At 35.8% G+C, this 14466-nt stretch carries 14 protein-coding genes and 1 pseudogene; 2 read left to right on the top strand and 13 right to left on the bottom strand.

The features are described from left to right. Positions 1-89: 89 nt before the first annotated feature. From PZ898_RS11520 to PZ898_RS11480, 9 genes and pseudogenes are all read right to left on the bottom strand, one after another. Positions 90-1025, bottom strand: coding sequence for a restriction endonuclease (locus tag PZ898_RS11520; protein ID WP_277695544.1), 936 nt, complete (start codon positions 1023-1025; stop codon positions 90-92). 204 nt (positions 1026-1229) lie between these two features. Further along, a pseudogene (locus tag PZ898_RS11515) lies at positions 1230-1430 on the bottom strand (TCP-1/cpn60 chaperonin family protein); the annotation flags it as partial. Positions 1431-1498: 68 nt separating this feature from the next. Next, positions 1499-2113 (bottom strand): hypothetical protein, encoded by a 615-nt coding sequence (locus tag PZ898_RS11510; RefSeq protein ID WP_277695543.1) that lies wholly within the window; start codon positions 2111-2113, stop codon positions 1499-1501. A 198-nt stretch (positions 2114-2311) separates the two neighbouring features. Next, positions 2312-3937, bottom strand: coding sequence for a chaperonin GroEL (gene groL / locus PZ898_RS11505; RefSeq protein WP_062675889.1), 1626 nt, complete (start codon positions 3935-3937; stop codon positions 2312-2314). A 103-nt stretch (positions 3938-4040) separates the two neighbouring features. Beyond that, entirely contained in the window at positions 4041-4319 is a 279-nt protein-coding gene (locus PZ898_RS11500; RefSeq protein ID WP_002976538.1) for a co-chaperone GroES, read from the bottom strand. A gap of 116 nt (positions 4320-4435) precedes the next feature. After that, complete coding sequence (locus PZ898_RS11495) at positions 4436-5227, bottom strand: TerC family protein (protein ID WP_277695542.1); 792 nt, start codon at positions 5225-5227, stop codon at positions 4436-4438. Beyond that, positions 5214-6425 carry a cation:dicarboxylase symporter family transporter gene (locus tag PZ898_RS11490; RefSeq protein ID WP_277695541.1) on the bottom strand — a complete coding sequence of 404 codons (1212 nt, stop codon included), beginning with the start codon at positions 6423-6425 and terminating at the stop codon, positions 5214-5216. Before PZ898_RS11490 ends, PZ898_RS11495 begins: the two co-directional genes overlap by 14 nt. Positions 6426-6471: 46 nt before the next feature. Further along, entirely contained in the window at positions 6472-7707 is a 1236-nt protein-coding gene (locus tag PZ898_RS11485; protein ID WP_277695540.1) for a citrate:proton symporter, read from the bottom strand. 75 nt (positions 7708-7782) lie between these two features. Next, positions 7783-8475, bottom strand: a complete 693-nt coding sequence (locus PZ898_RS11480; protein WP_120232840.1) for a DUF2490 domain-containing protein — start codon at positions 8473-8475, stop codon at positions 7783-7785. Positions 8476-8771: 296 nt separating this feature from the next. Here PZ898_RS11480 and PZ898_RS11475 point away from each other — a divergent pair, with 296 nt between their 5' ends. Next, positions 8772-9740 carry a histidine kinase gene (locus PZ898_RS11475; RefSeq protein WP_277695539.1) on the top strand — a complete coding sequence of 323 codons (969 nt, stop codon included), beginning with the start codon at positions 8772-8774 and terminating at the stop codon, positions 9738-9740. Further along, the gene (locus PZ898_RS11470; protein ID WP_062675894.1) at positions 9733-10431 is read left to right on the top strand and encodes a LytTR family DNA-binding domain-containing protein; all 699 of its coding nucleotides are present in this window, start codon (positions 9733-9735) and stop codon (positions 10429-10431) included. Before PZ898_RS11475 ends, PZ898_RS11470 begins: the two co-directional genes overlap by 8 nt. Before the next feature lie 56 nt (positions 10432-10487). On the opposite strand, the gene PZ898_RS11465 is transcribed toward PZ898_RS11470, so the two are convergent. The 4 genes from PZ898_RS11465 to PZ898_RS11450 form a co-directional block, all read right to left on the bottom strand. Then, the gene (locus PZ898_RS11465; protein WP_262486832.1) at positions 10488-10622 is read right to left on the bottom strand and encodes a hypothetical protein; all 135 of its coding nucleotides are present in this window, start codon (positions 10620-10622) and stop codon (positions 10488-10490) included. A 235-nt stretch (positions 10623-10857) separates the two neighbouring features. Continuing rightward, a complete protein-coding gene (locus PZ898_RS11460; RefSeq protein WP_167348788.1) occupies positions 10858-10995 on the bottom strand; it encodes a hypothetical protein in 138 nt (45 codons plus the stop codon). 286 nt (positions 10996-11281) lie between these two features. Beyond that, positions 11282-13669, bottom strand: a complete 2388-nt coding sequence (locus PZ898_RS11455) for a M1 family metallopeptidase (RefSeq protein WP_277695538.1) — start codon at positions 13667-13669, stop codon at positions 11282-11284. 67 nt (positions 13670-13736) lie between these two features. Then, positions 13737-14315, bottom strand: coding sequence for a HupE/UreJ family protein (locus PZ898_RS11450; protein ID WP_120232843.1), 579 nt, complete (start codon positions 14313-14315; stop codon positions 13737-13739). Positions 14316-14466 lie beyond the last annotated feature (151 nt).

Below are 14466 nucleotides of genomic sequence, written 5' to 3'. Positions count from 1 at the left end.
TATAAATTCATTCCCTGCTACTGCACGAATCCTTTCGTGGTTACAAAGTCACACAATGCAATCGCGCGGTAACGGGGTATATTATAAATCTAAATCCCAGTTGTATTTTCAAATAAAATATCTTCTAAAGTATAAATGGGATTCCAGATGCCATTATTTATTTTTTCATAAATTTTACATAGCTCTACTATTTTTTCTTTTTCTCCAAAATGTACTATTGATTTCTGTTTTTCACTAAGACTTTCATAATAATTATTTGTAAATCCATAAGTTGAAAGGAATAGCCCTTTATCTCTTTTTTCATTTATTATTACTTGAGTAAATTCTTTAACTGCAGCTTGCCCAACCTTTGTAGCACTTCTCCAATGTTTTATTTCAATAATAAAAGTCTTTTGTATATCATTAATTAAACATTCTAAGATTATGTCTTTTCCACCATCTTTGCTACTTGGTGTTAATGTTGTTTTAAATCCAATTCCTTCAAAAAGTTCTGAGACCATTCTTTCTAAATCGCGCCATTCTAAGTCTTTAAGATTTTCAATATCCTTACCCACTAATTCTATAAACTTTTTACTTATTTGTCTGATGTAGAAGAATACTTCATTTTGTTCTTTTGGTGATATTTCATCAGACAGATTTTGTGACCATTTTTCTAGGTCATCAAGATTAATTATTTCAAGATTTGTAGGATTTTCATTTTGATATTTTATTAAATTAGCATTGTTAAAATTTTTACTATTTTTATTTAAGAGAAGTAGCAATAGTTTATCGAAATGATTTTTTTTATTGACTTCTTTTAAGGTATTTATGCCATTTCTTATCGCTTCCGTAATTTGTTTATTACTTTTTAATTCAATTGCAATTTTATATTCTATCCCATTAATTCTTTTATTTGCGATAAAGTCAGGACCTCTAAGCCTTTGTACATTGTCGCTAAATTTTACATTAAAACCAATTTGTGATAATTGTTTAGATAAGATTTCTAATGCATCTTTCTCATTTTTTTCTGGCTGTCTTTCTATCATAAATTTGATTTAGTGTATTGTACAATACTAATAGTCATATTATTAATATCATAAGAATTTAATTATATGAATACTTTTATAGATTTATTAATGTTTACTAATTTAAGTTTTTTAAATAACATTTCTTACGGGAAACCATATTGCACTAAAAAACCGCCCTACAAAAGCAGAGCGGTCTATATAATTTGTCTCAGCGACACGCTATTACATCATTCCTGGCATTCCACCACCCATTGGCATAGCTGGTTCAGCGCTCTTCACTTCAGTGATAACACATTCTGTTGTAAGAAGCATTCCAGATACAGAAGCTGCATTTTCAAGGGCAACTCTTGTTACTTTAGTTGGGTCAATGATTCCTGCTTCAAGCATTTGAACATACTCGTCAGTTTTCGCGTTGTACCCGAAGTATTGATTTACTTTAATGTTGTAGTTTAGCAGCTTTGTCGAGTGAGATAGTTCTGATTAAAGAAATTTTAATCTCGTTCCATTATCCGGTACCAATTTTTCTCTAACTTCCAATTATTTTCAGGTTTTACTTTTATTAGTTCTTCATATTGTTTTTGTGTCTCATTATCATTTGTGAATATAAAATAGGTTTGTGGTGCTTCGAAAAAGCCCCGAGAAATCCAGAATTTGATAGTTTTCGTACCTTCTGTTTTATTTTGATAAACCCAAATATCATTTCCGCCATTTGAAATAATGGGGAAGTCACATGAAAGTTTACAAATGCCATTATTCATTTTTGTATTGGGTTTCAATTTTTCTGTTAAAACATCTTTTACTATTTGATTGCGCTTATTGTAAGAAATACTCCAGTCAATTTTTTCAATAATGGAGTTGGGGATTTTGTTGAAATTGTAAAACGTTAGAACAAATAAACTCAATGTTACTGAAAGATTTATTATTCTGTTTGCCTTTATGTTTTTCTTTTCTTTAATTAATTTTATGACTTGTCTTACGGTTAAAATTAGCAAGATTATACACACTAAAAGCCAAGAAAATGGTTGAACAAAATAGGGGAGACAAAAGTAGTCAGCAAAAACAAAAACTAACCAGGTTATTATCAAAACTACTATTTTTTTTGTCATTCAATTCTTTATTAAATTTTGTATATCATTAGTTTATCGGATTGCCGATAACATTCAAATTTACGTATTACGCCCATATATAATGTGTGCAATTACAAATAAAATTTCAAGTAGAAAGTCCATTGGATTTTCTGTATAAAAAAACCGCCCTACAAAAGCAAAGCGGTTAGTATATTAATTTGTCTCAGCGACACGCTGTTACATCATTCCTGGCATTCCACCACCCATTGGCATAGCTGGTTCAGCGCTCTTCACTTCAGTGATAACACATTCTGTTGTTAGAAGCATTCCAGATACAGAAGCTGCGTTTTCAAGGGCAACTCTTGTTACTTTAGTTGGGTCAATGATTCCTGCTTCAAGCATGTGAACATACTCGTCAGTTTTCGCGTTGTATCCGAAGTCTCCTGAACCTTCTGCTACTTTAGCAACGATTACAGAACCTTCACCACCTGCGTTCGCAACGATTTGTCTTAATGGCTCTTCGATTGCTCTTTTCACGATTTTGATCCCTGTAGTTTCGTCAGCGTTAGATCCTGAAAGATTGTCAAGTGCAGAGATGGCTCTTACCAAAGCAACACCACCACCTGCAACGATACCTTCTTCAACAGCTGCTCTTGTAGCGTGTAGGGCATCATCCACTCTGTCTTTTTTCTCTTTCATTTCTACTTCAGAAGCAGCACCTACATAAAGTACAGCAACACCACCAGCTAACTTAGCTAATCTTTCCTGAAGTTTTTCTCTGTCGTAGTCAGAAGTTGTAGTTTCCATCTGAGCTTTGATCTGAGCTACTCTTCCTTTGATTTTCGCTTCGTCACCACCACCGTTTACAACAGTTGTGTTGTCTTTGTCGATCGTTACTTTCTCAGCAGTTCCAAGCATATCTAAAGAGATGTTTTCCATAGTGAAACCTTGCTCTTCAGAGATCACCTGTCCACCTGTAAGGATAGCGATATCTTCTAGCATAGCTTTTCTTCTGTCTCCGAATCCTGGAGCTTTTACAGCAGCAATTTTAAGAGAACCTCTTAGTTTGTTGACTACCAAAGTAGCTAAAGCTTCTCCTTCAACTTCTTCAGAGATAATTAATAGAGACTTACCACCTTGTGCAATTGGCTCAAGAACAGGTAACAATTCTTTCATGGAAGAAATTTTCTTCTCTACTAAAAGGATATATGGGTTTTCAAGTTCAGCTAACATTTTCTCAGGGTTCGTCACGAAGTAAGGTGACTGGTATCCTCTGTCGAACTGCATACCTTCTACAACGTCTACGGTTGTATCAGTACCTTTAGCTTCTTCTACAGTGATTACTCCTTCTTTACCTACTTTTCCGAACGCTTCAGCGATTAAAGAACCGATGGTATCATCGTTGTTGGCAGAGATAGAAGCAACCTGCTTGATTTTTTCTGAAGAATCTCCAACCTCCTGAGATTGAGATTTAAGGTTTTCCACAACAGCAGTTACTGCTTTGTCGATCCCTCTTTTAAGATCCATAGGGTTAGCACCTGCAGCTACGTTCTTAAGACCTTCTCTTACGATAGCCTGTGCCAATACAGTAGCGGTAGTAGTACCGTCTCCTGCGATATCGTTGGTTTTGGAAGCTACTTCTTTTACCATCTGAGCTCCCATGTTTTCTACCTTATCTTCAAGTTCGATTTCTTTTGCTACAGAAACACCATCCTTAGTTACATGTGGAGCACCGAAAGATTTTTCGATTACTACGTTTCTCCCTTTAGGACCTAAAGTTACTTTTACTGCATTTGCTAATGCATCAACCCCTCTTTTTAGAGCGTCTCTTGATTCAATATCGAATTTTATTTCTTTTGCCATTTTTGATTAGATATTAGATGTTAGATGTCAGATATTAGACAACTAACAAAAGTTTTTTTAATTTGATTTTTAATCTGAAATCTGATGTCTGTGATCTGAAATCTTAGCCAATAATTCCCAATAAATCAGCTTCTCTTACGATCAAATAATCTTTACCTTCCAACTTCAATTCAGAACCTGAATATTTACCATAAAGTACTTTGTCACCTACCTGAACCGTTGTAGGCTCGTCTTTTTTACCAGGACCTACTGCTACTACAGTACCTTCTTGCGGCTTTTCCTTTGCAGTGTCCGGGATAATGATTCCTGAAGCTGTTTTAGTTTCTGCTGCGATTGGCTCTACCAGAACTCTGTCTGCCAATGGTTTAAAGTTTACTGACATAATATATTTAATTTTTTAATTATTTCTGTGTTGTAAGTCTCTAAATGTATGCCATGAGACGCTGATGGCTGAAATGGCAGATTTTTATTTTTGAATGTGAAAATTTGGCAGAAAAATTATTTTTTTCGGGCCGGAAATCCCAAAAGATAACTGGTTGTTACCGGTACTACAAACAACAGAACGGTAAGGGCGGAAACTAAAATTTCCATGGTATGACTGCCTAAGAAATGAGCGAATGCCGTAGCAGGGTAGAAGTGCTCGTATAAGGACAGACTTAATTTAATTCCTAAAATGGCAATGACAATAAAAGCTGCCGTTTCCAGGAAAGGAAATACCTGCATCAAACGGACAAACCACTGCGCAATAAATCTCATCGCTAAAATTCCAATAAAAACCCCAAACGTAATCAGAAGTAAATTATCTGAAAAAGCCACTGCTGCAAAAACATTATCTATAGAAAAAGCAAGATCCATCACTTCCACAATAGCAACCGTTGCCCAGAATTGACCCAGCAATCCGATGGAATTTTTATACAGCCAGCTGGATTCTTTGTTCGGGCTTTCCTCAGGATTTTCTTCATCATTTGTGTTTTTAATTTTTTTGATGAACCAGTCAAAGGAAATATAAATCAGATAGAATCCTCCCAATGGTTTCAGCCACCATACGGAAATCAGGACGGAAGCAAAAATAAGAGCAAGCCCGCGAAATACATAAGCTCCAAGGATTCCGTATTTCAGGGCTTTTTTTCTTTGGTTTTCGGGCAGATCCATGACGATGGTGGCCAGTACTGCTGCATTGTCTACAGAAAGAAGGCTTTCGATCAGAATAAGATTGCCGATAATAGCAATGGATTTTGCCGGGTTTTCTACGATGTCATTGAAAAGGTGTGTAAAATCAGGAAATATCATTTTTTAAAGGAATAGAATTTTGATTAAGTTTTGAAATAATGGCAGCAGAAACTGAAATGCCGATGAAATTGGTAACCGATCTCGCTTCGTTCATAAAGCGGTCTATGCTATATAAAAGCGCAAGATCCGTGGTGGGAATTTTTCCAAACCTGCTTAGGGTAAACATCAGCGCAAGAAAGCCTGATCCCGGTACTCCCGAAGCCGTTTTGGAAGCAATGGAAATGGTGATAAAAAGCCAGAAATAATCCATTGGTGTAAGGGGAATATTGTAAAGCTGAACGAGGAAAATACATGAAATAGAAAGATAAATACAAGCTCCTGCCAGATTGAAATTATATCCAAGAGGAATAATAAGACGAAGAATTTTCCGGTCATAGCCCTGTGATTCCATTTTGTCAAAGATCATTGGGAAGGCAGTTTTCGAAGAAGAAGTGGCCACTACAAGAATGATTTCTTCTTTGATGCTGATCAGAAAATCCCAGAGATTAATTTTAAAGTAAGCTGTTATAACGCCTAATATCCCGAAAATAAAAAATACACTGGTAAGATACACTGTGGCCACAATTTTACTTAAGGGCAGCAAAGTATTGATTCCATATACCGAAATGCCATAAGCGATGTTACAGAAAATGACTATTGGTAGAAACAGATACACATATTTGATGAGCCTGAAAAACAGATTTCTTCCTGCGTCTAAAGCTTTAAAGATGTTATTTCTCTTCTTCGAAATACCAATCACAACTCCCGCAGATATGGATATGAAAAGAAAAAGCACATAGTTGCTGATATGCAGTGGGTTGCTGGCCGTTGTTAAAAATCTTTCCGGAAGTGCCTTGTGCGAAGAAATAATAATTCCCGTGTTGGCTCCCGGCTTTAAAAGAAGACCGGACCCGATTCCCAATACAATGCTTATGGAAGTGATGATTAAAAAATACAGAACCATCTGGATTACAATTTTAAAAGCATTTTTAGTGCTGAAAATATAGCTTACGCCATAGGTCACCGCAATGAAAATAACAGGAATGATCAACACTTCAAGAAGCATAAAAAAGTAACTGCTTACCGTTTCCAGCTGTTTACCGACTTCCGGAAAATAATAACCCGTTAATGCGCCACAGATAATCGCCGTGAACACGTAAAGCGTAAGGTTCCTTAAGTAGGAGTCTGTAAATGTTTTTTGCTTAACAGTTTTCATCATTCACTTTTTTATAGATAATAAGATTACGAAATTCAAAGATATAACCTTATATAATACCAAGAACCAATGCACTCAGCAACATGATGACTGATGATCCCAAGGCCCACTTTAATGTATATTTCAAATGATCTGAAAACTCCACACCCGCCAGCGATACCAACAGATAAGTAGACGGAACCAATGGACTGAGAAGGTGAGAACCCTGCCCGATAAGACTTGCTCTTCCCAATATTTCCGGTGAAATTCCCAATTGGTGACCGGTAGCAACGATAATAGGCAATATTCCAAAGTAGTAGGCATCATTAGACAGGAAAAAAGTAAACGGGATACTGAATAAGGCTGTCACAATATTCATATAACCGCCCCAGCTCTTAGGAACTATTTCTATCATACTGTTTCCCATTGCCTGCATAATACCCGATCCGTTCAGGATTCCTGTAAAAATTCCGGCCCCAAAGATCATTCCGGCCACTGATAGGGCATTTCCTGCATGTTTGGAAATGATTTTCTGCTGGTCCTTTAATTTGGGATAATTGATGATGGAAGCGATACAGAAAGCAATCATAAAGGCAATCCCTAAAGGAACAATATCAAGAATCATGACTACCAAAAGGGTTATGGTAAGAGCAAGATTGATTAGAATCAGTTTCGGGCGGCGGAGTGAAGGATCTGCTTCACCAATAATATCATTGCTGTTGTAGTTTGTAAACTTACCATGTTTTGCAATTCGTATTTTTTCTCTTCTGCCCAAAATATAGGCAACAAATATAACCCACAGGATACCTATAGCCATAATAGGAATCATAGGCACAAATATTTCAGTGTGGCCAAGCTTCAGGGAACTCATTACCCTTGCTGTTGGTCCTCCCCAGGGAAGAATATTCATAATCTGCCCGGCAAGCATAATAATACAGGTAAGAATCAGCGGATTCATCCCTTGTTTTTTATACAACGGAAGCATAGCAGCCACGACAATTAAATAGGTAGATGAACCATCACCATCCAATGAAACCAATGCTGTAAGAACAGCAGTTCCTATTGTTGTTTTGATGGGATTGTCTCCAACTGCTTTTAAAATTATATTCACTAGCGGTTCAAAAAGTCCCGTATCTATCATTAAACTGAAATAAAGGATCGCAAAGATCAGCATAACACCGGTCAGAGCTATTTCTTTGACACCGTTTTTCATCATGTCTCCCAACTGAGGACCAAAGCCTGCAAAAAGGGCTATGGTTACCGGCACAATGACCAAAGCGGTGAGAGGAGTCATCTTTTTGTTCATGATGAGAATCATGAAGATGAAAATCATTAAAAAACCAAGAAATGTTAGCATAGTTATCTATAAATATTAATGAGGTTATTGTTGTTTCTTTTTTCTCCAGTCAAAACTGTTTCTGAAGCCTATAAATCCGTAGTTACTTGTTTTTCCGGTTTCCATCTGATTGATAAAGGCCAGTTCCAGAGCAGAATTTTTTCCCACTTTTATTCCAAGGCCTGCGGTAATACGATTACTGTCGAAAGGCTCTGTTTTATCCACATTCATTCTTATTTCATTTTTAAGAATACCATAGAGTTTTTCTTTTTCTCCTTTTTTATTGAAAGGAATTCTCACAGAAATCAGATACCGGATTCTTACCTCAAATTCATCGGGATTGCTGAGGAAACGTTCTTCCACTCTAAGGCGGTTAGAGATGGAGGTTCTCCCGATGAAATACTCCGCAGTTACCTGCTGGAAAGGTCTTTTTTCATATCTTATCTTTTTAGAATCGTCGGCATTATAAGATTCGAGGATCAGAAACATGGCTCCTGCGGCAGGTCTTATATTTTCAGCTACTTCATAATCTACATAAGCATTTACCAGAAAAAGTCTTGTGTCATAAGCCAGATCGAAGGAACGGTACTGGGTAAGTGCAGTTAAAGTACTTTTATCGGTAAGCTTTGCCGACATTAGGTACTGAAACCACATATTGTAATTATCTTTACTCTGACTATAAAGTCCGTTGAATAAACATAATGATAAAATAAGGGTTAATTTTATATTGATTTTCATATAATATTGGGTTAATATTGTACTTTTTCAAATATATTTATTAGAAAGAGCGGCTCTGTAATTTTTCAATCAATGACAGTTTTTCTCAACGAACTGCATTTTGAGGCAAAAAGATATTTATATTTGAGGCGTTTCAAAATAAGGTATAGACTATGTTTTTAATCATTAATTTTATTATTATATTATTGATTATCAGAATTTTATTTAGTGGTAAGATTCTGGAAAGTCTTATGAAATACCGTTGGAAATTTTTGTTGAGGTTTCAGCACATTTTTTTCCTTTTTATCTTCATTTTGATGACTTATTTCACCGAAAACTACTTCCTGGATTCAAATCAGTTGGTGATAAGTATTATTTTGAACACCATTTTCAATGTGGGAATTTACTATCTGGTGTACTATTATCTGGTTCCCCGGTTCTATTTGTCCAATAAATACCCGGAGTTTATCCTCTATGCTTTGATCCTCTTTCTGGGGTCCAGTCTTTTCAGAATTCTTTGGGAACCTGCCGTTTTTCAGATGGATTTCATTGGAAAAGGCTACCACGTTGGTTTTTTATATAACGTGTATATCTCACAGGGAATCATCATTCTGGTGGGCTCTTTTTTGGGAATTACCAAAGACAAATTTTTAATAGAACAGGATGTGATCAGCCTTGGAGAAGAAAAAGATCAGCTTTATCTTGATTTGTTGAAGTCTAAATTGAACCCTCATTTTTTGCTGAATACCCTTAATAATATATATGCCAACAGTTTTACCCATTCAGAGAAAACATCTGATTCTATTTTGCAGTTGAGCAAGCTTTTGAAATATATTATTTATGACAGCGGGAAAGAAAAAGTAACCGTTTCTCAGGAATTTTCTTCATTAAAAGCACTTGCTACGTTGTATCAGCTTAAATATAATAATCAGCTTGATATTGTCATGGATATTGAAGACCAGGAAGAATTTGACATTGCGGAAATCCCGTCTGCTATACTTTTGACTTTATTTGAAAACGCTTTAAAACATTCAGCAATAGGAGAAGATGCTCACGCTTTTATAAAATTATTCTGTCATATTGAGCGCTCCGAACTGTATTTTGAAATTATAAATTCTGTCGGGAAAGATAGAACTCTTGTCGCTGAATCTGATTATCACGGATTGGGTAACGAAGCAATTATTCATATATTGGAAAAATTTTATCCGGATCAGTATGAGTTTTATTCCGGCCCGAAAGAAAATGATCAATATAAAATAGCTTTAACAATTACTATCAATGGCTAATCTGACTATCGTAAATGTAGATGATGAATATCCTGCATTGCAGCTTGTAAAACAATATTGCGATCAGCTTGAAGAGGTTGAACTGCTGGCTTCATTTCAGAAACCGGAAGAAGCGCTGGCATTTCTGAAAACCAATAAAGTAGATCTTGTTGTTTTCGATATCAATATGCCTGGTATTAATGGAGTAGAGCTTTTGCAGCAGCTTCCTGATCCGCCACTATGTATTTTTCTTACCCTGGAAACAAAATATGCAGTGAAAGCCTTTGAGCTGGATGTTGTTCATTACCTTATCAAACCTGTGGATTTTGAAACATTTAAAAAAGCAGTCCATAAAGCAAGGGATTTTGTTCAGTTTAAAAGCTCAGCCAGCAGTCAGCAGCAGGAAGACTTTATTATGTTCAAATCCAATTATGTGATGAATAAAGTTTTTCTAAAAGATATTCTCTGGATACAGGGATTCGGAGAATATATTGTCCTGATGACGCCGTTGAAAAAGTATATGATTCTGGAGAGAATGTCCAATTTTGAAGAGAAGTTTCAACATTTCGGTTTTATCAGAATTCACAAGTCTTATATTGTGTTATCAGAACATATCAATTCGTATAATTCCAGCCATGTTTTTTTGAAAAACGGCGATGAGCTTCCGTTAGGGAGAACTTATAAAAAGAATGTAAAAGAACATTTAAGTTAAAAAATAAAGCCGGAATATTTCCAGCTTTATCTTAAATTGTTATCTAAGGATTGGAACTATGGGCAATATTGTCCCGGTCCTATCCACAGGATACATTGTCCTTTGTAATTGTACTCACAGCAAATACGTCCTGCTGCTCCGCCATTGACTGATTTCTGAGCATCTCTGCTTAATAATTTAGCGTTTTTCATAGTTAATAATATTTTGGTTTGTATATCCCTGAACATTTAAAGTCAATCAGGATTTTGACATTTGGTGTAAAAGAAGTGAATCAAAGATAGTATTTTTCTTTATTGTGTGATATATTATAGTTGATTTTTTTTATAATAAAATTTTGATTATCAGGTTGTAAGTAAAATATATGATAAGAAAAAAGATAAAGCCGGAAATTTCCGGCTTTATAAAAATTGTTATCAGATGACAGAACTAAGGACAGTTTTGTCCAGGTCCGATCCATAAAGTACATTTTCCGTTGTCGTCGCGTTCGCAGCATACGAGTCTGGCAGCAAGCCCGCCATTGATGGTTTTCTGAGCATCTCTGCTTAGTAATTTGGCATTTTTCATAAGTAATATTTTGTTTTTTTTGAACCCTGAGCATTTATTGTCAATCAGGTTTTTGACATTTGGTGTTATGGTGATTCAAATATAAAACTTTTTAAGTCAGGTTGTTATATTTTTTATAGACGAAAGAAAGGTGTTGGTATTGTAAGGTAGTTCAATGGATGAATGAACTTGGGATGAAAAGGTTTAAACAAAAAAATACTTCATATTAAAAAGGTTATAAGAAGTATTCTTTGCCCTTTTAATATGAAGTAGTGCTGTATTACTTAAAAGTTACAACCTTTTGATTTTAACTTTTTCCTGCGGCCTGCATTGGATTAACCTTTCCGGTTGAACCTCCTCTTACAGAACCTCTTCCCTGTTTTTGTTTGAAAAGTTGGAATTTTGAAGTTTCAGTACCCGTTCCGGTGCTGCTCCAGAAATTATTGGTTGTATCAATATCAGCAGTTTCTCTCATTGGATCCAGCTGAATAGATTTTAATTTCTTATCAAAATAATACGTCTTGGAAACTTTTTGTTCATTCAGTCTCCAGATCTGTGCTGCAGATTTGTCATATACTTTTGATCCGTCTTCAAACGTGAATTCAAGAATGATTGGCATTACCAGACCACCTTTGTTCACAAAATCGATCTGATATCCTGTAATATTTTTGAATTTCTCTTTATCCTTTGCATCTAAAGGAAGACCTGCCTCTGTTTTGATGGTGTATTGCTTATTATTATCAATCTTTTCCTGACCTCTGTCATATTTGTAATAGAAATCCTGAACATCTTTATCACCATCTACATAGAATTTGATATTCTTATCTTCTCTGTTTCTGATTTTTGAAAGATCCTCAAAACTGTTTACCAATGGTTTTTCAACCTGATATTGTACTTCAGCAGCAGCTTTTGGATCACTCTCAAGATTAGGAACAGCAACCGTTACTTTATCAATAGCAATATCTACAGGATCTGTACCGTAGAACCAGCCTCTCCAGAACCAGTCAAGGTCTTCACCACTGGCATCTTCCATGGTACGGAATAAATCTGCGGGTTCAGGATGCTTGAATGCCCATCTTTTGGCATAGGTTTTAAATGCTTTGTCGAAAAGTTCCCTTCCCATGATTGTTTCACGAAGAATATTCAGCCCTGTAGCAGGTTTTGAATAGGCGTTCGGACCATACTGAACAATATTTTCAGAGTTACTCATGATAGGTTCCAGCTGATCTTTCGGAAGTTTCATATAATCTACGATCGTCCATGCCGGTCCTCTTTTGGATGGGAATTTATTATCCCACTTTTCTTCTGTAAGATATTCTGTGAAGGTATTCAGGCCTTCGTCCATCCATGCCCATTGTCTTTCATCAGAATTGATGATCATTGGGAAGAAGTTGTGTCCAACTTCATGAATAATTACTCCGAGCATTCCGTTTTTGGTTCCTTCAGAATAGGTTCCGTCTTTTTCGGTTCTGCCAAAATTGAAACAGATCATCGGGTATTCCATTCCGTTGGCTGCTTCTACGGATTGTGCTACAGGATATGGATAAGGAATCGTAAATTCTGAGTACGTTTTAATGGTATGAGCTACCGCTTTTGTAGAAAACTTTCTGTAAAGGCCGTAAGATTCTTTTGGATAGAAACTCATAGCCATTACTTTATTGTTGTTTTCAGGAATCGTTACACGCATTCCGTCCCAGACAAACTTTCTGGAAGAAGTCCATGCAAAATCACGAACATCTTTCGCTTCGAAAACCCATGTTTTTCTTTGTTTTGAATGATTTTTCTCCGCTTTTTTAGCTTCGTCTAACGTTACAATTTCTATAGGTTCAGAAGCATTTTCTGCTTTTCTGTATCTTGAAAGCTGATCAGAAGTTAATACCTGATCATAATTTTTACATTCTCCTGTTCCGCCAACAATATGATCGGCAGGTACATTCATGGAAACCTTAAAGTCTCCAAAGACCAAGGCAAATTCACCTCTTCCTGTAAACTGGTGGTTTTGCCAGCCCTGGAAGTCACTATACACGCACATTCTTGGGTACCATTGTGCCATAGTATACAGGTCATTGCCATCTTCAGGGAAGTTTTCAAAACCTCCTCGGCCTCCCATTTTAATTCTGTCAGAGATATTGTAGTTCCAGTCTACTTTGAAAACGAATTTCTCTCCCTTTTTCAAAACTTTTGGAAGATCAATACGCATCATCGTTTTGTTCACCGTATACTTCAATGGATTCCCTGAAGCATCTGTTACTTTTTCAAGACTTACACCATAACCGTTATCTTTTACAGGAAGTTCAGAAACTTTAAGCTGCTGGTCCGTAGTGGAAGAACGAAGTACAGATGAAGTGTCATATCCTGCATTTCTGATGCTTGAGTGTTCGTTTTCATCAAGCTGCAGCCAGATATAATCCAACTCATCGGGAGAATTATTGTAGTAAGTCACCGTTTCTGAACCTTTCAGATTTCTTTTATCTTCATCCAGATAAGCAGTGATGTTGTAATCGGCTCTGTTCTGCCAGTATCCGTGACCGGGAGCTCCTGAAGCTGTTCTGTAGATGTTGGGTGTTGGCAGAATAGTTCCCAGCTGCTCAAACTTATTGCCGTGATTGCTGCCCGGGTTATTCTGAATATTTTGTGCGGTGAAACCTGTATATGCAAATACAGAAAGTGAAAGTATAACAACTTTTAGTTTCATAACCGAAATGATTTTTTAATGATCAAAGATAGTAATTACCTGTTGAATTAATGAGAATATTTAACTTTTAAAAAGGAATTCTTTCCAAAGTCATTTTTAAGGATAAAGCAAATACTCCGGAAGAAACAAAGAGTATCCAGTCTTTTTTATTCACTTTAAAAAGATTGAGTGAAATGAACAGGATGATTAAAATTGCAGCAACAATTACAATCTGGCCAAGCTCCAAACCAATATTAAACCCAAGGAGAGGTAACGCAATACTTTGGCTTTTAGCAATCATTACTCTTGCTGTGTTGGCGAATCCCATTCCATGAACCAGGCCGAAGATCAGTGCAAGATAATAATTAGCCCGCATCAAAGTCTGTTTCTGATTTTTCATGATAATATTATCCATGGAAGTAAGAACAATCGTTAAAGGAATTAAAAACTCCACCCAGTCAGAAGGAACTCTGAAAACATCCAGAATGCTTAAAGCTAAGGTAATAGAATGCCCGATTGTAAATGCGGTAACAAGAATCAGGATTTTTTTCCAGTCACTGTAAGAGTACACAGCTATCAAAGCTAAAACAAAAAGCTGGTGATCCAGTGCATCCAGAGAAATAATATGTTCCCATCCAAGGTTTAAATAAAAAATGAAATCCTGCATTTTGATTAAAAAATTTTATATTTTGAATATATTGTTAAAATATTGTTAATTTTATTATTTGATTTAATTTTTACACTTAATCTTTATTGATATTTTGCATTATTTATGTTTTAAATAAAAATTGTATAATTGTATTGCTTAAAAATGAAAT

The organism is Chryseobacterium sp. WX (assembly GCF_029542485.1).
Lineage (GTDB): Bacteria > Bacteroidota > Bacteroidia > Flavobacteriales > Weeksellaceae > Chryseobacterium > Chryseobacterium cucumeris.
This window is presented reverse-complemented; position numbering and strand designations above follow the sequence as displayed.